This is a genomic window from Acidovorax sp. (assembly GCF_046294525.1).
Taxonomy (GTDB): Bacteria; Pseudomonadota; Gammaproteobacteria; order Burkholderiales; family Burkholderiaceae_C; genus Acidovorax.
Genome location: NZ_JBKBKQ010000015.1, coordinates 59,205 through 76,039, shown reverse-complemented (window position 1 = coordinate 76,039; position 16,835 = coordinate 59,205). Strand labels below are relative to the sequence as shown.

Here is a 16,835-nt window from a genome sequence, read left to right as displayed (position 1 = left end):
CTGTCATGTGGCTCCGCCACAATACCTGCATGCCCCCGATCCGCCCTGAGCCTCCCGCACCCGCCAACCCCCAGAAGGCTCGCAAGGGTTTCAACCGCATCTGGCATGCCGCGGGCTATTCGGTAGAGGGCCTGCGCGCTGGCTGGCATGAGAAGGCGTTTCGCCAGGAAGCCATCGCCGCCATGGTGCTGCTGCCTGCGTCGCTGTGGCTGGGGCGCAACTGGGTCGAGACGGCCCTGCTGGCGGGCTCCGTGCTGATCGTGATGATTGTCGAACTGCTGAACACGGGCATCGAAACCGCCATCGACCGCATAGGCCCCGAATGGCACGATTTGTCCAAGCGCGCCAAGGACATGGGCAGCGCCGCCGTGCTGCTGGCGCTGCTGTTGTGCGCCGGCATCTGGGGCACCGCTTTTTTCCAGAGGATTTTTCATGGCTGAACCCGCTGCACCCGTTGCTTTCTCTGTTTGCGTGTACTGCGGCTCGCGCCCCGGCGAGAACCCCGCCTTTGCCGACGCCGCCAAGGCCGTGGGCACCTGGATCGGCCGCCACGGCGGCCAGCTGGTGTACGGCGGGGGGCGCAGCGGCCTGATGGGCACAGTGGCCGAGGCCACGCGCGTGGCGGGCGGGCGCGTGGTGGGCGTGATCCCGCAGGCGCTGGTGGACAAGGAACTGGCCAACCGCCTGTGCGACGAACTGCACATCGTGCAGACCATGCACGAACGCAAGGCCATGATGGCCGAGCGCAGCGACGCCTTCATCGCCCTGCCCGGCGGAATCGGCACCTTTGAAGAGCTGTTTGAAGTCTGGACCTGGCGCCAGCTGGGCTACCACGACAAGCCTTTAGGCCTGCTCAACGTGGCGGGCTACTACGACGCGCTAATGGGCTTTTTGAACCACAGCGTGGTCAGCGGCTTCATGGGGGAATGGCAGATGGGCTTGCTCCACACCAATGCCGATGCCGAAGCCCTGCTGCGCACCCTGGTGCAAGAGGCCGGCCCCGACCAAGCGCCCGTCCCGCTGCGCTCGGTGATCTAACTCAAAACCAGAACCCCTGCCCACCGAAACCGACGCGCCCGGGCGAGGACCGCCGCGCAAGGGCCGCCCCGCCGCGCTGGCGGTGTCCCCCTTCCCGAATGGCGCAGCCATTCGAGAGAAGGGGCTGAGGGCCGCGGCTCCGAGCCTGCCTGCGCAGGCTTGGACGTGCCCGAAGAGACATCGCCTGTGGCGATGGCACCGAGGCGCGAAGCGCCTCAGGGTGATGTCACCCTCATACAGCCGCGTCGTCCAGGTCACCCGTACGGATGCGCACCACGCGCTCCACAGCGGTCACAAAAATCTTGCCGTCGCCGATCTTGCCGGTGCGTGCCACATTCACGATGGCGTCCACGCAGCGGTCCACGTCTTCGGTCTTCACCACGACCTCAACCTTCACCTTGGGCAAAAAGTCCACCACGTATTCGGCGCCGCGGTACAGCTCGGTGTGGCCCTTCTGGCGGCCAAAACCCTTGACCTCGGTCACGGTGAGACCGGTCACTCCACATTCGGCCAGGGCTTCGCGGACTTCTTCGAGCTTGAAGGGCTTGATGACGGCGGTGATCATTTTCATGGCGGGTCTCCTGGAGGATGTAAAAAATCGGGGCTGAAGGCGCGGCGCTAAAGCGTCACGCCCTGAATTTGCTGGTGATAGGGTAACGCCAGTCCTTGCCGAAGCTGCGGCGCGTCACCCTTATCCCCACGGGCGCCTGGCGGCGCTTGTATTCGTTGAGCTTGATGAGGCGGGTCACGCGCTCCACATCGGCGCGCGCGTAACCGCTGGCGATGATGGACTCGATGGGCTCGTCGTTTTCCATGTAGCGTGCCACGATGGCGTCCAGCACCTCATAGGGCGGCAGGCTGTCCTGGTCCTTCTGGTCGGGCCGCAGCTCGGCGCTGGGCGGGCGGGTGATGATGCGTTCAGGAATGGGGTTGGCGCCCGTGCCATACGGGTCGTTGGCGTTGCGCCAGCGGGCCAGGTCGAACACGCGGGTTTTGGCCACATCCTTGATCACTGCAAAACCGCCCGCCATGTCGCCGTACAGCGTGCAGTAGCCGGTGGACATTTCGCTCTTGTTGCCGGTGGTCAGCACGATAGAGCCGAACTTGTTGGACAGCGCCATCAGCAGCGTTCCGCGGATGCGCGCCTGCAGATTCTCCTCGGTCGTATCCTCCGCCAGCCCCGCAAAGTCGCTGGCCAGCGCTGCCTTGAAGGCTTCGAACTGCGGCTTGATCGAAATTTCGTCGTAACGCACGCACAGGCGCTCGGCCATGTCGCGCGCGTCGATCCAGCTGATGTCGGCCGTGTAGGGCGAGGGCATCATCACCGTGCGTACCTTGTCGGCCCCCAGTGCATCCACCGCAATCGCCAGCACCAGAGCCGAGTCGATACCGCCCGACAGGCCCAGCAGCGCGCCGGGGAATCCGTTTTTGCCCACGTAGTCGCGCACGCCCAGCACCAGCGCATCCCACAGATCGGCCTCCAGGCTTTTCTCGGGGGCAATGTCCGCTTCAATTTTAATAGCTGCCTGCGCTTGATGGACGTGCGCAAACACCAGTTTTTCTTCAAAACCCGGACCACGCCCTGCCACCGAGCCATCGGTATTCAGCGCAAACGAGCGGCCCTCAAACACCACCTCGTCCTGCCCGCCCACTAGGTGGGCATACACCAACGGCAGGCCCGTCTCGATCACACGCTCACGCATGGTGGCCTCGCGCTCGGCGCTCTTGCCCAGGTGGAAGGGCGATGCGTTGATGACCGCCAGCAGTTGCGCGCCAGCCGCCGCCGTGCTGCGTGCGGGCTCGGCAAACCAGGCGTCTTCGCAGACCAGCAGGCCGACGCGCACGCCTTCAACCGCAAACACACAAGGCGCATCGCCCGCCACGAAGTAGCGGCGCTCGTCAAACACCTGGTAGTTGGGCAGCTCGCGCTTGGCGTACGTCTGCTCGATATGTCCATCGCGCAGCACGCTGGCGGCATTGAAGCAGGCGCTGAACGCCGGCGCATCGGGCGACACGGCCTGCGGGTGGCCCAGCACAATGGTCAGGCCCTTCAACCCTGCGGTCTCGCGGGCCACGGTTTTCACGGCATCATCGCAGGCCGCGATGAAAGCGGGCCGCAGAAACAGGTCTTCAGCCGCATAGCCGCAAATGGCCAGCTCAGGGGTCAGCAGCAGCCGGGCGCCTCGGGCATGCGCCTCGCGCGCGGCAGCAATGATCTTCTGCGCATTTCCGGGCATATCGCCCACAACAAAGTTGAGCTGCGCGGTGCAAATGGAGAGCGTCATGGAACTGGAGTCGGCCCTTTTGGCCGGGTTGGATACCGCCTCTGCGGCCGCGCGTTGCGGCGGGCGGCGCGGGAGAGCGCATGGCTGAGGAAGCGCACATTATCGCCCGCGTATTGGCGTCTCCGCTGGACGTGGACGCCAGCGCCTGGAACGCGCTGCTCGCGCAGCAAAGCCACCCCACCCCCTTCCTGCGGCACGAATACCTGGCCGCCCTGCACGAGAGCGGCAGCGCCACGCCACGCACCGGCTGGGTGCCACGCTTCATGACCCTGTGGGAGGCGCAGGGCGACGCTGAAGTCCTGGTGGCCGCGTGCCCGCTGTATCTGAAGAACCATTCGTATGGCGAATACGTGTTTGACTGGGCCTGGGCCAATGCCTACGAGCAGCACGGCGTGCCCTACTACCCCAAGGCCGTGGTCGCCGTGCCCTTCACGCCCGTACCCGGCACACGCCTGCTGGCGCGTGACGACGCCACGCGTGCGCTGCTGGTGCAGGCCGTGTGCCAGTTGTGCGAGCAGCAGGATGTGTCGTCCGTGCATGTACTGTTTGCCAGCGAGGACGACGTGCAGACCAGCTCGCAACAGGGCCTGATGCTGCGACACACGGTTCAATTTCATTGGAAGAATGTGGCCCCCACGCTCGGCACTGACGTGTCCTCGCTGCCCCCCGAGGGGGCGCTCGCCGCCTTGGGGCGGCCCGGCGGCGGCTCGATGGCCCCCACGCTCGGCACTGACGTGTCCTCGCTGCCCCCCGAGGGGGCGCTCGCCGCCTTGGGGCGGCCCGGCGGCGGCTCGATGGCCCCCACGCTCGGCACTGAAGTGTCCTCACTGCCCCCCGAGGGGGCGCTCGCCGCCTTGGGGCGGCCCGGCGGCGGCTCGGTGGCCCCCACGCTCGGCACTGACGTGTGCTCGCTGCCCCCAGCTGGGGAAGGGGCCCAGGCTCCGCCAAGCCCGGGGGCGCTCGCCGCCTTGGGGCGGTCCGCCGGCGGCGCGGCCCGCTACACCAGCTTCGACCACTTCCTCGCCAGCCTCACCCAGGACAAGCGCAAGAAGATCCGCCAGGAGCGCCGCAAGGTGGCGGATGCGGGCGTGCGCTTTCGCTGGTCGCGTGGGGCCGACATCAGCGCGGCCGACTGGGATTTTTTCTACCGCTGCTACGAGCGCACCTACCTGGAGCACGGCAATCCGCCCTACCTCACGCGCAACTTCTTCGCCCGCATGGCGGCCCACATGCCCGAGGCCTGGCTGCTGTTTGTGGCCGAACGTGAAGGTCAGCCGATTGCTAGCAGTTTGATAGCTATCAGCGCTTTATCATCAAGCGCTAGCGGCCAAAATGACCAAAATCTGGTGGCCTACGGCCGCTACTGGGGCGCACTGGAGCGCGTGGACTGCCTGCACTTTGAGGCCTGCTACTACCAGCCCTTGCAGTGGTGCATCGAACATGGCGCGCTGCGGTTTGAAGGCGGCGCCCAGGGCGAGCACAAGATGTCCCGCGCGCTGCTGCCCGTGCAGTCGTCCAGCGCCCACTGGCTGGCACACCCGGCGTTTGCCGAAGCGGTAGAGCGGTTTCTGCAGCGCGAGGGTGCGGGCGTGGCGGACTACCTCGAATCGCTGAACCAGCGTCTGCCAATCAAGCCGTCGCTATGAGTGCGACTAGAACGACTCCCAGTCTTCATCACCCGCGGCCGATGTGACCTTGCCCGGAGAGGCCATGGCAGACTTGACCGGGCTTCGCGCTGCAGAGGGCCGAGCCGCCGGAGACGACGCGGCCGCTGCGCTGCTTGCCAGCCGAATTTTCAGCTCCTTGGCCAGTTGAACCACGGCCATAGAGACCTTCTGTGAGGCGTTGGCAAAACCAGTGCCGTTGCCCAGCTGCATCTCCGCTTCGCTGTAGGCGCCCTGATTGATCAGACGAGCCACCTTGCCCGCTTCTTCATGGAACTGTCGGTGTGAATCCAGCAGGTTCACAAACGACGGCTTGCCCCCGTACTGCGAGTTGCCTGAGCCATGCAGCCATTTGCCGAGTTCGCAGCAGTCGTCGCGGCCCACGGTGTCGGCGTCGAGATTCTCCCTGGTGGCGACCGCCGTTCGCAGCTTGGCACGCCACTGGGCGTGGGCTTGAATGGCGGTATCCAGATTGATGCCCAGAGAAGTGCCGCTCATACCGCGACCGCTGGCGTTACCAAAAGCCGCGGGCTTAGCAACGCGTGGAGTGGCAAACGCCGAAGACGCGTAGGCCAATGGCACAGGCACAGACATGCCCTGTGGCGCATCGCCCGAATAGGCGGCCTGCCCTGCCGACAGCTTGAAGAACGCCACCGTGTTCACCAAGTCCTGCGCCTGGTTGTTCAGGCTGCTCGCAGCCGCGGCCATTTCTTCGACCAGAGCCGCATTCTGCTGCGTGACCTGGTCCATTTGCGTCACCGCTTCGCCCACCTGCGCCACGCCCTGGCTTTGCTCCGAGCTGGCGGCGCTGATCTCACCCATCAGGTCCGTCACGCGCTTGATGGCCGCGACCACCTCGCTCATGGTGGCTCCGGCCTTGTCAACCAACACCGTACCGGTGCCCACCCGCTCCACGCTGTCGTTGATCAGTGTCTTGATCTGCTTGGCTGCATCGGCCGAACGACCTGCAAGGCTGCGCACTTCAGAGGCCACCACCGCAAAACCACGGCCCTGCTCGCCTGCTCGCGCGGCTTCCACGGCGGCGTTCAGCGCGAGGATGTTGGTCTGAAACGCAATGCCATCGATCACCCCGATGATGTCGGCGATCTTGCTGCTGCTGTCGTGGATGCCCTTCATGGTGCTGACCACCTGGCTTACCACTTCGCCACCGCTGACTGCCACAGTCGATGCGCTCTGGGCCAACTGGTTGGCTTGCCGCGCGTTCTCCGCGTTCTGGCGCACGGTGGAATTGAGCTGCTCCATCGACGCAGCAGTTTCCTGCAGCGCGCTGGCCTGCTGCTCAGTGCGCGCGCTCAAGTCGTTGTTGCCCTGCGCAATCTCAGACGAGGCGGTGGACACGCTCTCCGATCCCGAGCGCACCTGGCCCACGATACGCTCAAGGTTCTTCTGCATCTCACCCAGCGAACGCAACAGCTGCGCCATTTCGTCCTTGCCATCATGGCGAATGTCCACAGCCAGATTGCCGTGGCTGATTTCGTCTGCCGCCTCCACCGCGCGCTGCACAGGGCGAACGATGGAGCGTGTAGCCCACAGGGCTAGCGCCGCGCCCAGCACCAAGGAAATGACAGCCCCGGAAGCGAGTGCCACTTGGCTGAATTCAGCCGTCTCGACATTGTGTTTTTCAAACGCGCTCAGTTGCTGCTGCGCGTTGTCTGCCACGTTCGCCAGCGACTGAAGGTAGGCATTGGCAAGGGGCTTGAGTTCTGAATCTACAAGAGCAAAAACGTCTTCTCCCGCCTTTTTGCGCTCCAGCAACTTGGCCCTTGCCCCCACATAGGCTGAGCGCGCTACAGCCACGCTCTCCATCAGCGCTTTTTCCTCGGCATCGTCTACCAACGCTTCCAGCTTTTTCTGCGACTCGCTCGCGCGCTTGGATGACGCCGTCATATCCGCTGCGAGCGCTTGCACATAGGCGTCATCGTTGGTCTTGAGCGAGGCCGATGCCCGGACCCAGTTCAGGTCGATGGCGGCCTTCCATTCTTGCGCAAGGGTGCTGCGCTGCATCTCAATAGTGGCCAAGCGCACGCTGGCGGCTTTCAACTCCCCCAGCCGCCATACGCCTATGGCGGCGATTGCAGCAGTGATGAGGAGAACCAAACCAAAGGCCAGGCTCAAGCGGGTGCCGATTTTGAGGTTGTTCATAGAGTTTTTCTGTGGTTGCAAGGGGGGACGCGCTTGCGTGAAAGCACGACAAGCATTGCGGCAACCCACGGATCATATCATATTTAATGATAAATATGATTTCATCATTTTTATCACAATGACATTGCACTTCCACATACCACCATAGGTGGGCGCCAACGCAGGTGCATTGAGTCACATCAAGCCTCCGCGCCTTGCACCCACGCCAACCGGGTCTGAGAGGCCCACAGGGCGAGCCCGACTTGTGATGCTTGCCCAGTGCCACGCGCTCTCTTGGCGACCTCAGCACAAATGCCCAAAAAAAAGCACGCCGGGCAGAAACCCGGCGTGCTCTCATTTTGCTAGCTTTCAGCGCTTTACCATCAGGCGCTAGGATCAGTTTTGGTCATATTCGGTGTCGTACAGCTTCGCGCATTGTTGCACTCAGAAGCTTTCCCAGTCGTCATCGCTCCCGCCCTTGGCAGGCGCGGAGGGTTGCGCTGCGGGCTTGCTGGCGGCGGGCGCAGAGGCAGCCGCTGCTGCAGGGCGCTTGGGGGCGCTCAGGCTGGCCAGCGGCTTGGTTTTGACAGCCGCAGCAGCGGGCTTGCTGGCCGCTACGGCCGGTGCCGCCCGGGCGGGTGCGGGCACGGCCATGGGCGCAGTAGCAGGCCGCGCGGCGCTGGTGTATTGGCTCGCATCGAGCTTGAACACCGCCACCGCATTCACCAGTTCGCCCGCCTGTGCGTTCAGTGCACTGGCCGCCGCCGCCATCTCCTCCACCAGCGCTGCGTTCTGCTGCGTGGCCTGGTCCATCTGCGTGACGGCTTCGCCCACCTGGCCCACACCTGCGCTTTGTTCGCTGCTGGCCGCGCTGATCTCGCCCATGATGTCCGTCACCCGGCGGATGGAGGCCACCACTTCGGTCATGGTGGTGCCGGCCTTGTCCACCAGCAGGGTGCCTTGTTCCACCCGCTCCACGCTGGCGGTGATCAGGCTCTTGATCTCTTTGGCGGCTTCGGCGCTGCGTCCGGCCAGGCTGCGCACTTCACTGGCCACCACGGCAAACCCGCGGCCTTGTTCGCCTGCACGGGCGGCTTCCACCGCCGCGTTCAGCGCCAGGATGTTGGTCTGGAAGGCGATGCCGTCGATGACCGAGATGATGTCGGCAATCTTGTTGCTGCTTTCGTTGATGCCTTTCATGGTCTCGACCACTTCGGCCACCACGTCGCCGCCTTGCACGGCCACGGTCGATGCATTGACGGCCAGCTGGTTGGCCGTGCGCGCGTTGTCGGCGTTTTGCTTGACGGTGGAGCCCAGCTCTTCCATCGATGCGGCCGTTTCTTCCAGCGCGCTGGCTTGCTGTTCGGTGCGGGCCGACAGGTCGTTGTTGCCCGAGGCTATCTGCGAGCTCGCCGAGGCCACGCCTTCGGCGTTCTGGCGCACCAGACTGACGGTGTTGACCAGGCTTTGCTGCATGCGCTGCAGCGCGGCCAGCAGCTGGCCGGTTTCATCCTTGGACTGCACGAGGATCTGGCCGCTCAGGTCGCCAGCGGCCACGCGGTCGGCGGCTTCCACAGCCTGGGCCAGCGGGCGGGTGATGGAGCGGATGATGCTGATCGCCAGGAAGATGGCCACGGCAATCGCCAGGGCGCCTGCGATCAGCACATCGCGCTGCAGGGCGCTAGCGGCGGCCTCAGCGCGCTTGCCCGCATCGATGGTCACCTGGGCCTGGTAGTCCACCTGTTCCTTGATGACCTTCTGGTACTCCTGCTGGGTGGGGCGCACCTTTTCTTCAAGCAGCTTCAGGGCCTCGTCCCTTTGCCCCTGCTGGATCAGCGCCAGGTATTCATCGCCCACCTTGAGGAAGGCGGCACGGTTTTCCTGCACACGCGCCAGGATCTCCTTGCCTTTGTCTGACTGCACCAGCCTGGTGAGGACCGTCATCTGCTCGGCGATGGAGCTGCGTGCTGCAGCCACACGCTCCAGCGACGGCTTGGTGATGTTTTCAGACGTGAAGATTGCGAGGTTGCGGAACTGGATGGCCTGGACATTCACTCCATCTGCCAGCACGCCCATCGACTTGGTGATGGGGATGCGCATCTCGACGATGTCATTGAGCGAGGCGCGCTGGCTGGCAGAGCGGGCCAGCGCGACCGAGCCCAGCACCACCAGCAGCAGCACCATGGCAGCAAACGCGATGGTGAGCCGGGTGGAAATCTTCCATTGGATCATTGTGCTTCTCCTCGGGGTTGCTTATGAATTCATTGGGCGACGACCGGACCGCAAGCCAGTGTCGAGGACTTGTTGCGTAAACACCTTACTCTGGCATGGCCGTTGTCACCAGTCCTATTTCGTCACTGCTCAGCAACGCCTCAATGTCCATCACGATCAACATGCGGTCGCCGAGGCTGGCGATGCCCGTGACGAAAGAAGGGTCTACATGGCCCTGGCGTTCGAACTGGGGCGTGGGCTTGATGAGCTCGGGCGTGAGCGACACCACGTCGGCCACCGAATCCACCACCGCGCCGATCACGGTGGCGCCTATGTCCAGGATGATGACCACGGTGAAGTCGGTGTAGTGCGCCTCGGGGCACGCGAGCTTTACACGCAGGTCCAGGATGGGGACGATGCGGCCGCGCAGGTCGATCACGCCCTTGATGAAGTCGGGCGAATGCGCCAAGCGGGTGGGCTGCTCGTACGAGCGGATTTCCTGCACACGCAGGATGTCGATACCGTACTCCTCGGCCCCGAGGCGGAAGGTGAGGTATTCGGCCGCCGCCCCCGCTGCGGACGGCGAAGCGGCAGAACGATGGGCGGAGGTGGGCGCAGGGGTTGCAATCATGGGCTGGGTCCAACAAAAGAGAGGAGAGGCAAAAGGCACGCGGGCGGCGGCTGCAGGTGTGATGGAGCGGCGGCCGGGCTCAGGAAACGACCCGCGCGGGCGGTGGACGCAGCATAGCAGCGTCTGTTTCAATTCATAACAATTGGGGATGTTCGGCACCTGGGGCCACGGGATTGGAGAGCTGGCTCCAGCCCCGCGATCATCAGCCGGGGCCAAAAAATGCTACCTTCGACGGCATTCGCGCGCGCCGGGCTCTGTTCTGCCGCCGCCCTCTCCGCTCTTGATCGCCCCCATGCCCCGCTCCTCCACCGCTCCATCCTCTGACTCCATTACCCCCATGGCCGCGCCCGGCCTGTCGCTGCTGGCGCTGGAGCTGCGGGCGCCGTGGGAGTTTGGGGCGGTGCTGCCCGCCTGGCCGGTGCTGCAGCGCGCGCCGCTGGGCGACGGCCACACGGTGATCGTGTTCCCCGGCCTCACCGCGGGCGACGCCACCACCGTGCCCCTGCGCCGCTACCTGGACTCACGCAACTACAACACCCTGGGCTGGGGCCAGGGCCTGAATCTGGGCCCGCGTGATGGTGTGCTGGACACCGCTAAGCGCCAGTTGCGAGAGGCCGCCGATGCCAGCGGCAACAAGGTGAGCCTGGTGGGATGGAGCCTGGGCGGCATCTACGCCCGCGAGCTGGCCAAGGAACTGCCTGACCTGGTGCGCTGCGTGGTGACGCTGGGCACCCCGTTTGCTGGGCCGCACACATCCACCAACGCTTGGCGCATCTATCAGTTCGCCAGCGGCCGCAACATCGAGCGCGAGACCGAGAACTACGACCTGCCGGGCGCGCCGCCGGTGCCCACCAGCAGCATCTATTCGCGCTCGGACGGCGTGGTGGCGTGGCGCGGCAGCATCCAGGCGCCGGCCGACCACAACCCCCACACCGAGAACATCGAGGTGGTGGCCAGCCACTTCGGCATTGGCCTGAACCCCAGCGCCTGGTGGGCGGTGGCCGACCGGCTGGGCCAGCCGCTGGCGGCGCCGGGCGCGGTGTGGAAACCGTTTCAAAGGCCCCGGCTGCCGGGCTTGCATCTGGTGTTTCCGGATCCACACAGGTAGGCAGTACACAACACAAAAAAAGAAGCACGCCAAGGGTCACCCTGGCGTGCTTCTTTTTTTATAGCTTTCAGCGCTTATGGATAAAGCGCTGGAGGCCGATTAAGCTTAATTTTCAGCGTGTTGCTCAGCGGCGCAGGTTCTCCTGCTGGGTTTCACCGACGCGCGTCACCTCGCGCTCCTGGGGGCCAGGGATGGTGTCGGCGGGGTCGTTGACCTTGGCGGGGCCGACGGCCACACCACCCAGAGCGCCCGCCACGCCACCCACGGCGCCGCCCACCACCGCGCCAATCGGGCCGCCGACGGTGGAGCCCACCGCTGCGCCTGCGGCCGCGCCGACGGCAGCCCCGCCACCCACCGCCACGGTGCCGGAGCCTTCCACGACCTCAGCTTGTGGACTTGGGTCAGCGCCGTCGCGCAAATTAGGGGTGGGAACGCTGGTGTTCAGGGTCTGTTTTTCGCGGCGCACTTGTTCGGCCAGGTCGTTGTCGCGGGCCACGGCTTCGATGGTGGATGGGTTCATGGTGCAGCTCCTCGCAAGGGGTGGAGTAATGTGAAAGTCACAACGTGGGCAGCGCCGCGCGCTGCCTTACCCTGTTTTTACGGTCCCTCGCGCAGAGCCCGCGCCGTCTTGCGGGCTCCCTGCATGTCAGACAAGGTCTTACCCGGCTGGCGCGGCACCCATCTGCACTAATCGCACCGCACTGCACCGCATCATGTGGCGCGGCAGGATGCCTGGCGTCAGAAGCTTTCCCAGTCGTCATCGCTCCCGCCCTTGGCAGGCGCGGAGGGTTGCGCTGCGGGCTTGCTGGCGGCGGGCGCAGAGGCAGCCGCTGCTGCAGGGCGCTTGGGGGCGCCCAGGCTGGCCAGCGGCTTGGTTTTGACAGCCGCAGCAGCGGGCTTGCTGGCCGCTACGGCCGGTGCCGCCCGGGCGGGTGCGGGCACGGCCATGGGCGCAGTAGCAGGCCGCGCGGCGCTGGTGTATTGGCTCGCATCGAGCTTGAACACCGCCACCGCATTCACCAGTTCGCCCGCCTGTGCGTTCAGTGCACTGGCCGCCGCCGCCATCTCCTCCACCAGCGCTGCGTTCTGCTGCGTGGCCTGGTCCATCTGCGTGACGGCTTCGCCCACCTGGCCCACACCTGCGCTTTGTTCGCTGCTGGCCGCGCTGATCTCGCCCATGATGTCCGTCACCCGGCGGATGGAGGCCACCACTTCGGTCATGGTGGTGCCGGCCTTGTCCACCAGCAGGGTGCCTTGTTCCACCCGCTCCACGCTGGCGGTGATCAGGCTCTTGATCTCTTTGGCGGCTTCGGCGCTGCGTCCGGCCAGGCTGCGCACTTCACTGGCCACCACGGCAAACCCGCGGCCTTGTTCGCCTGCACGGGCGGCTTCCACCGCCGCGTTCAGCGCCAGGATGTTGGTCTGGAAGGCGATGCCGTCGATGACCGAGATGATGTCGGCAATCTTGTTGCTGCTTTCGTTGATGCCTTTCATGGTCTCGACCACTTCGGCCACCACGTCGCCGCCTTGCACGGCCACGGTCGATGCATTGACGGCCAGCTGGTTGGCCGTGCGCGCGTTGTCGGCGTTTTGCTTGACGGTGGAGCCCAGCTCTTCCATCGATGCGGCCGTTTCTTCCAGCGCGCTGGCTTGCTGTTCGGTGCGGGCCGACAGGTCGTTGTTGCCCGAGGCTATCTGCGAGCTCGCCGACGCCACGCCCTCGGCGTTGCTGCGCACACCCGACACCACGCGCGCCAGGTTGTCGCGCATGTGGGTCAGGGCGGTGAGCAGCTGGCCCATTTCGTCCTTGCCGCCCGCGGGCACGTCGGTTGTGAGATCGCCCTCTGCAATGGCGCGGGCTGCGCGCACCGCGTGGTGCGCGGGGCGGGTCACGGCGCGGGTAATGCCCACGCCCAGCAGCGCGGCCAGCACCACGCAGACGGCCAGGGTGGCCAACAAGGAGATGCGGGCCATGTTGAACACCTGGCGGGCTTCTTCACTGGCCTTCCTGGCATTTTCGGAGTTCAGGGCCTGCATCTGGCCCAGGGTCTCAGCCACGGCCACAAAGGCACCTTCGGATTCGCCCGCGTACACCATGGACAGCGCGTCGCCTGTCAGTTCCAGCGTCTCGGCGGAGGTGAAGTCCACACCGTTGGCAATCTCCACCAGCTTGGCCTGCAGCACGGCGTATTCGGCCTTGCGCTTCTTGTAGGTGTCGTAGATCTCCCGCTCTTTGGGGTCGTTGATCAGGGGCTCGTAGGTTTTTTCCACCTGTTCGATGTCCTTGGCACGCAGGGCGACCTGTTCGGAGAAGGCCTTGACCTCCACCAGGCTGCGCGCGGTGACCATGCCCGCCTCGGACCGACGCATGCGGTTGAACAGAACGCGCAGGTCACCGGTCTGCTCCACGCTGGGCAGCAGGTTGGTGGCGATCGCCTCGGCGTTGCTGTTGATGCGCGACATCTGCACCAGCGCGATCACGCCCAGCACCGTGGTCAGCAACACCACAGCAAAAAAAGCTGCACCCAGTTTGACGCCAATGCGCAGATCGGAAACTCTCATGACTCACCCTTCCAAGAAACCAGCCACCCGGCCGCCCTTGCACCAGTACAAGCTGTAACAAATTGATGCGGCAGTCTATCAGCGCCCCAGCCCACCCCGGCTAGGGCATGACCCCCATGGGCAGATGGCCCACCGCCGAATGCGGCCATAAAAAAAGCATGCAGGCCAAAGAGCTTGCATGCTTTAATTTTGATAGCTGCTAGCGCTTACCAGATAAGCGCCAGGGGCCGATTTGGCTCCAATTTTTCAGAGCATCTTCCGGCCCGGGGCCGTTTACGCTTGCGACTTCTTGAATGCCTCGATGCCGTCGGCCACTTCCTTCTTGGCGGCCTCAATGCCTTCCCAGCCCACCACCTTCACCCACTTGCCCTTTTCCAGGTCCTTGTAGTGCTCGAAAAAGTGGGCGATGGCGTTGCGGCGCATGGCATTCACGTCCTCGATGTTCTGCCAGTGGTCGTACATGGGCAGGATCTTGGAGGTGGGCACGGCGATGACCTTGCCGTCCACGCCGGCTTCGTCTTCCATCATCAGGATGCCCAGAGGGCGGCAGGGCACCACCACGCCGGGGTGCAGCGGGTAGGGGGTGATCACCAGCACGTCCACCGGGTCGCCGTCGCCGGACAGCGTCTGCGGCACATAGCCGTAGTTGGTGGGGTAGTGCATGGCCGTGGTCATGAAACGGTCCACGAAGATGGCGCCCGATTCCTTGTCCACCTCGTACTTGATGGGGTCGGAGTTCATCGGGATTTCGATGACGACGTTGAAGTTTTCGGGGGCGTTCTTGCCTGGGGGGACGTTGTTGAGAGACATGTCTTTGAATAGTGGTTTGAAAACGGCAACCCGCGATGCAAGCGCTGCGTCACGTTGATGACACAGCACAACGAAGCGTCGGGATTAACCCTGATTTTAGGGGCACGCCCCTTTCTGCCCGCTTGCAAACCGGCGTTTGCCTGTAAATTGGGCCCGTTGGCCAATCGACTCCAGCCGCCCCAGCGGTGCGCAGGGAGCACGAGGAAGCAACGCAGCGGGGATGCCACCGATGCGTTGGACCCCCTCCGTGCAACACACCCAAGGAGTATTGAATGGCTGCCAGTTCAGCGCTGACCTCCCCCCTCATCCTCGCCCTCGTCTGTGGGCTCATCGCCGTGGCCTACGGCATCTGGGCCCGGGGGTGGATTCTTTCCAAAGACCCGGGCAACGCCCGCATGCAGGAAATCGCCGCCGCCATCCAGGCCGGCGCGGCAGCCTACCTGGCGCGGCAATACAAGACCATCGCCATCGTGGGCGTGGTGCTGGCCGTGCTCATCGGCATCTTTCTGGACACGACCACGGCCATCGGCTTTGTGGTGGGCGCGGTGCTGTCGGGCGCCTGCGGCTTCATCGGCATGAATGTGTCGGTGCGCGCCAACGTGCGCACGGCGCAAGCGGCCACGCAAGGCATCGGCCCGGCGCTCGATGTGGCGTTTCGCGGCGGGGCCATCACCGGCATGCTGGTGGTGGGGCTGGGGCTGCTGGGCGTCACGGCGTTCTATTGGTTCCTGGCGGGCAATGGCAACCTCACGCCCACCGCCAACCTGGCCACGCTGCTGAATCCGCTGATCGGGTTTGCGTTTGGCTCGTCCCTGATTTCCATTTTTGCGCGCCTGGGCGGCGGCATCTTCACCAAAGGCGCCGACGTGGGCGCCGACCTGGTGGGCAAGGTGGAGGCGGGCATCCCTGAAGACGACCCGCGCAACCCCGCCGTGATCGCCGACAACGTGGGCGACAACGTGGGCGACTGCGCCGGCATGGCGGCCGACCTGTTCGAGACCTATGCAGTGACGCTGATCGCCACCATGGTGCTGGGTGCGCTGCTGGTGGCCACCGCGCCGGTCAACGCCGTCGTGTACCCGCTGGCGCTGGGGGCTGTGTCCATCATCGCGTCCATCATTGGCTGCTTCTTCGTCAAGGCCTCGCCTGGCATGAAGAACGTGATGCCCGCGCTGTACAAGGGCCTGGCGATTGCCGGCGTGCTGTCGCTTATTGCGTTCTACTTCGTCACGCTGTGGATCATTCCGGACAACGCCATCACCGCCACGGGCACGCAGATCCGCCTGTTTGGCGCGTGTGCCACGGGCCTGGTGCTGACGGCCGTGTTGGTGTGGATCACCGAGTTCTATACCGGCACGCAGTACTCGCCGGTGCAGCACATCGCCCAGGCGTCCACCACGGGCCACGGCACCAACATCATTGCAGGCCTGGGCGTGTCGATGCGCTCCACCGCCTGGCCCGTGGTGTTTGTATGCACGGCGATCATCGTGTCGTACGGCCTGGCGGGCCTGTATGGCATTGCCGTGGCGGCCACCGCCATGCTGAGCATGGCCGGCATCGTGGTGGCGCTGGATGCCTATGGGCCCATCACCGACAACGCGGGCGGCATTGCCGAGATGGCCGAGCTGCCCAGCAGCGTGCGCGACATCACCGACCCGCTGGACGCCGTGGGCAACACCACCAAGGCCGTCACCAAGGGCTATGCCATCGGCTCGGCCGGGCTCGCGTCGCTGGTGCTGTTTGCCGACTACACGCACAAGCTCGAAACCTACGGCCGGTCCATCAGCTTCGATCTGTCGGACCCGCTGGTCATCGTAGGGCTGTTCATCGGCGGGCTCATCCCCTACCTATTCGGCGCCATGGCGATGGAGGCCGTTGGCCGCGCAGCGGGCGCAGTGGTGGTGGAGGTGCGTCGCCAGTTCAGCACCATCAAGGGCATCATGGACGGCACCGGCAAGCCCGAATACGGCAAGGCTGTGGACATGCTGACCACCGCCGCCATCAAGGAGATGGTGATCCCCAGCCTGCTGCCGGTGATTGCACCACTGGTGGTGGGCCTGCTGCTGGGCCCCAAGGCGCTGGGCGGCCTGCTGATGGGCACCATCATCACCGGCCTGTTCGTGGCCATCAGCATGTGCACGGGCGGCGGCGCGTGGGACAACGCCAAGAAGTACATCGAGGACGGCCACCACGGCGGCAAGGGCAGCGAGGCGCACAAGGCTGCCGTGACCGGCGACACCGTGGGCGATCCCTACAAGGACACGGCCGGCCCCGCCATCAACCCACTGATCAAGATCATCAACATCGTGGCGCTGCTCATCGTGCCGCTGGTGGTCAAGTTCCACGGCGGATAGGCGCTGACACGGGGGCCCGGCCGAGCCTAA

13 protein-coding genes are annotated in these 16,835 nt (G+C 65.0%); 5 read left to right on the top strand and 8 right to left on the bottom strand.

Going from position 1 to position 16,835, the window contains the following annotated elements; all coding sequences use genetic code 11:
* Positions 1-29 precede the first annotated feature (29 nt).
* On the top strand, positions 30-440 hold the full coding sequence (locus ACK4HJ_RS14690; RefSeq protein WP_409832888.1) for a diacylglycerol kinase: 411 nt from the start codon (positions 30-32) through the stop codon (positions 438-440).
* The gene (locus tag ACK4HJ_RS14685) at positions 433-1,038 is read left to right on the top strand and encodes a TIGR00730 family Rossman fold protein (RefSeq protein WP_409832886.1); all 606 of its coding nucleotides are present in this window, start codon (positions 433-435) and stop codon (positions 1,036-1,038) included. The genes ACK4HJ_RS14690 and ACK4HJ_RS14685 overlap by 8 nt, the downstream gene beginning before the upstream one ends.
* A gap of 232 nt (positions 1,039-1,270) precedes the next feature.
* Here ACK4HJ_RS14685 and ACK4HJ_RS14680 read toward each other — a convergent pair whose 3' ends face one another.
* Complete coding sequence (locus ACK4HJ_RS14680) at positions 1,271-1,609, bottom strand: P-II family nitrogen regulator (protein ID WP_007857855.1); 339 nt, start codon at positions 1,607-1,609, stop codon at positions 1,271-1,273.
* A gap of 55 nt (positions 1,610-1,664) precedes the next feature.
* Entirely contained in the window at positions 1,665-3,323 is a 1,659-nt protein-coding gene (locus ACK4HJ_RS14675; protein WP_409832883.1) for an NAD+ synthase, read from the bottom strand.
* Between the two features lie 80 nt (positions 3,324-3,403).
* Here ACK4HJ_RS14675 and ACK4HJ_RS14670 point away from each other — a divergent pair, with 80 nt between their 5' ends.
* Positions 3,404-4,969: a GNAT family N-acetyltransferase gene (locus ACK4HJ_RS14670; protein ID WP_409832880.1), complete on the top strand. Its 1,566-nt coding sequence runs from the start codon at positions 3,404-3,406 to the stop codon at positions 4,967-4,969.
* A 6-nt stretch (positions 4,970-4,975) separates the two neighbouring features.
* Here the strand turns inward: ACK4HJ_RS14670 and ACK4HJ_RS14665 are convergent, their stop codons facing one another.
* From ACK4HJ_RS14665 to ACK4HJ_RS14655, 3 genes are all read right to left on the bottom strand, one after another.
* On the bottom strand, positions 4,976-7,150 hold the full coding sequence (locus tag ACK4HJ_RS14665; protein WP_409832877.1) for a methyl-accepting chemotaxis protein: 2,175 nt from the start codon (positions 7,148-7,150) through the stop codon (positions 4,976-4,978).
* A 423-nt stretch (positions 7,151-7,573) separates the two neighbouring features.
* Positions 7,574-9,361: a methyl-accepting chemotaxis protein gene (locus ACK4HJ_RS14660; protein WP_409832875.1), complete on the bottom strand. Its 1,788-nt coding sequence runs from the start codon at positions 9,359-9,361 to the stop codon at positions 7,574-7,576.
* Between the two features lie 85 nt (positions 9,362-9,446).
* Positions 9,447-9,971 (bottom strand): chemotaxis protein CheW, encoded by a 525-nt coding sequence (locus ACK4HJ_RS14655; protein ID WP_409832874.1) that lies wholly within the window; start codon positions 9,969-9,971, stop codon positions 9,447-9,449.
* Between the two features lie 292 nt (positions 9,972-10,263).
* Between ACK4HJ_RS14655 and ACK4HJ_RS14650 the strand changes: the two genes are divergently transcribed.
* Positions 10,264-11,079 carry an esterase/lipase family protein gene (locus tag ACK4HJ_RS14650; RefSeq protein WP_409832871.1) on the top strand — a complete coding sequence of 272 codons (816 nt, stop codon included), beginning with the start codon at positions 10,264-10,266 and terminating at the stop codon, positions 11,077-11,079.
* Positions 11,080-11,203: 124 nt separating this feature from the next.
* On the opposite strand, the gene ACK4HJ_RS14645 is transcribed toward ACK4HJ_RS14650, so the two are convergent.
* The 3 genes from ACK4HJ_RS14645 to ppa form a co-directional block, all read right to left on the bottom strand.
* Positions 11,204-11,599, bottom strand: coding sequence for a hypothetical protein (locus tag ACK4HJ_RS14645; protein ID WP_409832868.1), 396 nt, complete (start codon positions 11,597-11,599; stop codon positions 11,204-11,206).
* Positions 11,600-11,817: 218 nt separating this feature from the next.
* A complete protein-coding gene (locus ACK4HJ_RS14640) occupies positions 11,818-13,641 on the bottom strand; it encodes a methyl-accepting chemotaxis protein (RefSeq protein WP_409832865.1) in 1,824 nt (607 codons plus the stop codon).
* Between the two features lie 273 nt (positions 13,642-13,914).
* A complete protein-coding gene (gene ppa / locus ACK4HJ_RS14635) occupies positions 13,915-14,451 on the bottom strand; it encodes an inorganic diphosphatase (RefSeq protein WP_409832864.1) in 537 nt (178 codons plus the stop codon).
* Between the two features lie 272 nt (positions 14,452-14,723).
* On the opposite strand from ppa, the gene ACK4HJ_RS14630 reads away from it, so the two are divergent.
* Positions 14,724-16,805 carry a sodium-translocating pyrophosphatase gene (locus ACK4HJ_RS14630; protein ID WP_409832861.1) on the top strand — a complete coding sequence of 694 codons (2,082 nt, stop codon included), beginning with the start codon at positions 14,724-14,726 and terminating at the stop codon, positions 16,803-16,805.
* The last annotated feature ends 30 nt before the right edge of the window (positions 16,806-16,835 follow it).

Bases quoted from the DNA above. Each gene is read 5' to 3' on its own strand.
- ACK4HJ_RS14690 (WP_409832888.1), top strand. From the start codon at position 30: ATGCCCCCGATCCGCCCTGAGCCTCCCGCACCCGCCAACCCCCAGAAG.
- ACK4HJ_RS14685 (WP_409832886.1), top strand. From the start codon at position 433: ATGGCTGAACCCGCTGCACCCGTTGCTTTCTCTGTTTGCGTGTACTGC.
- ACK4HJ_RS14680 (WP_007857855.1), bottom strand. From the start codon at position 1,609: ATGAAAATGATCACCGCCGTCATCAAGCCCTTCAAGCTCGAAGAAGTC.
- ACK4HJ_RS14675 (WP_409832883.1), bottom strand. From the start codon at position 3,323: ATGACGCTCTCCATTTGCACCGCGCAGCTCAACTTTGTTGTGGGCGAT.
- ACK4HJ_RS14670 (WP_409832880.1), top strand. From the start codon at position 3,404: ATGGCTGAGGAAGCGCACATTATCGCCCGCGTATTGGCGTCTCCGCTG.
- ACK4HJ_RS14665 (WP_409832877.1), bottom strand. From the start codon at position 7,150: ATGAACAACCTCAAAATCGGCACCCGCTTGAGCCTGGCCTTTGGTTTG.
- ACK4HJ_RS14660 (WP_409832875.1), bottom strand. From the start codon at position 9,361: ATGATCCAATGGAAGATTTCCACCCGGCTCACCATCGCGTTTGCTGCC.
- ACK4HJ_RS14655 (WP_409832874.1), bottom strand. From the start codon at position 9,971: ATGATTGCAACCCCTGCGCCCACCTCCGCCCATCGTTCTGCCGCTTCG.
- ACK4HJ_RS14650 (WP_409832871.1), top strand. From the start codon at position 10,264: ATGCCCCGCTCCTCCACCGCTCCATCCTCTGACTCCATTACCCCCATG.
- ACK4HJ_RS14645 (WP_409832868.1), bottom strand. From the start codon at position 11,599: ATGAACCCATCCACCATCGAAGCCGTGGCCCGCGACAACGACCTGGCC.
- ACK4HJ_RS14640 (WP_409832865.1), bottom strand. From the start codon at position 13,641: ATGAGAGTTTCCGATCTGCGCATTGGCGTCAAACTGGGTGCAGCTTTT.
- ppa (WP_409832864.1), bottom strand. From the start codon at position 14,451: ATGTCTCTCAACAACGTCCCCCCAGGCAAGAACGCCCCCGAAAACTTC.
- ACK4HJ_RS14630 (WP_409832861.1), top strand. From the start codon at position 14,724: ATGGCTGCCAGTTCAGCGCTGACCTCCCCCCTCATCCTCGCCCTCGTC.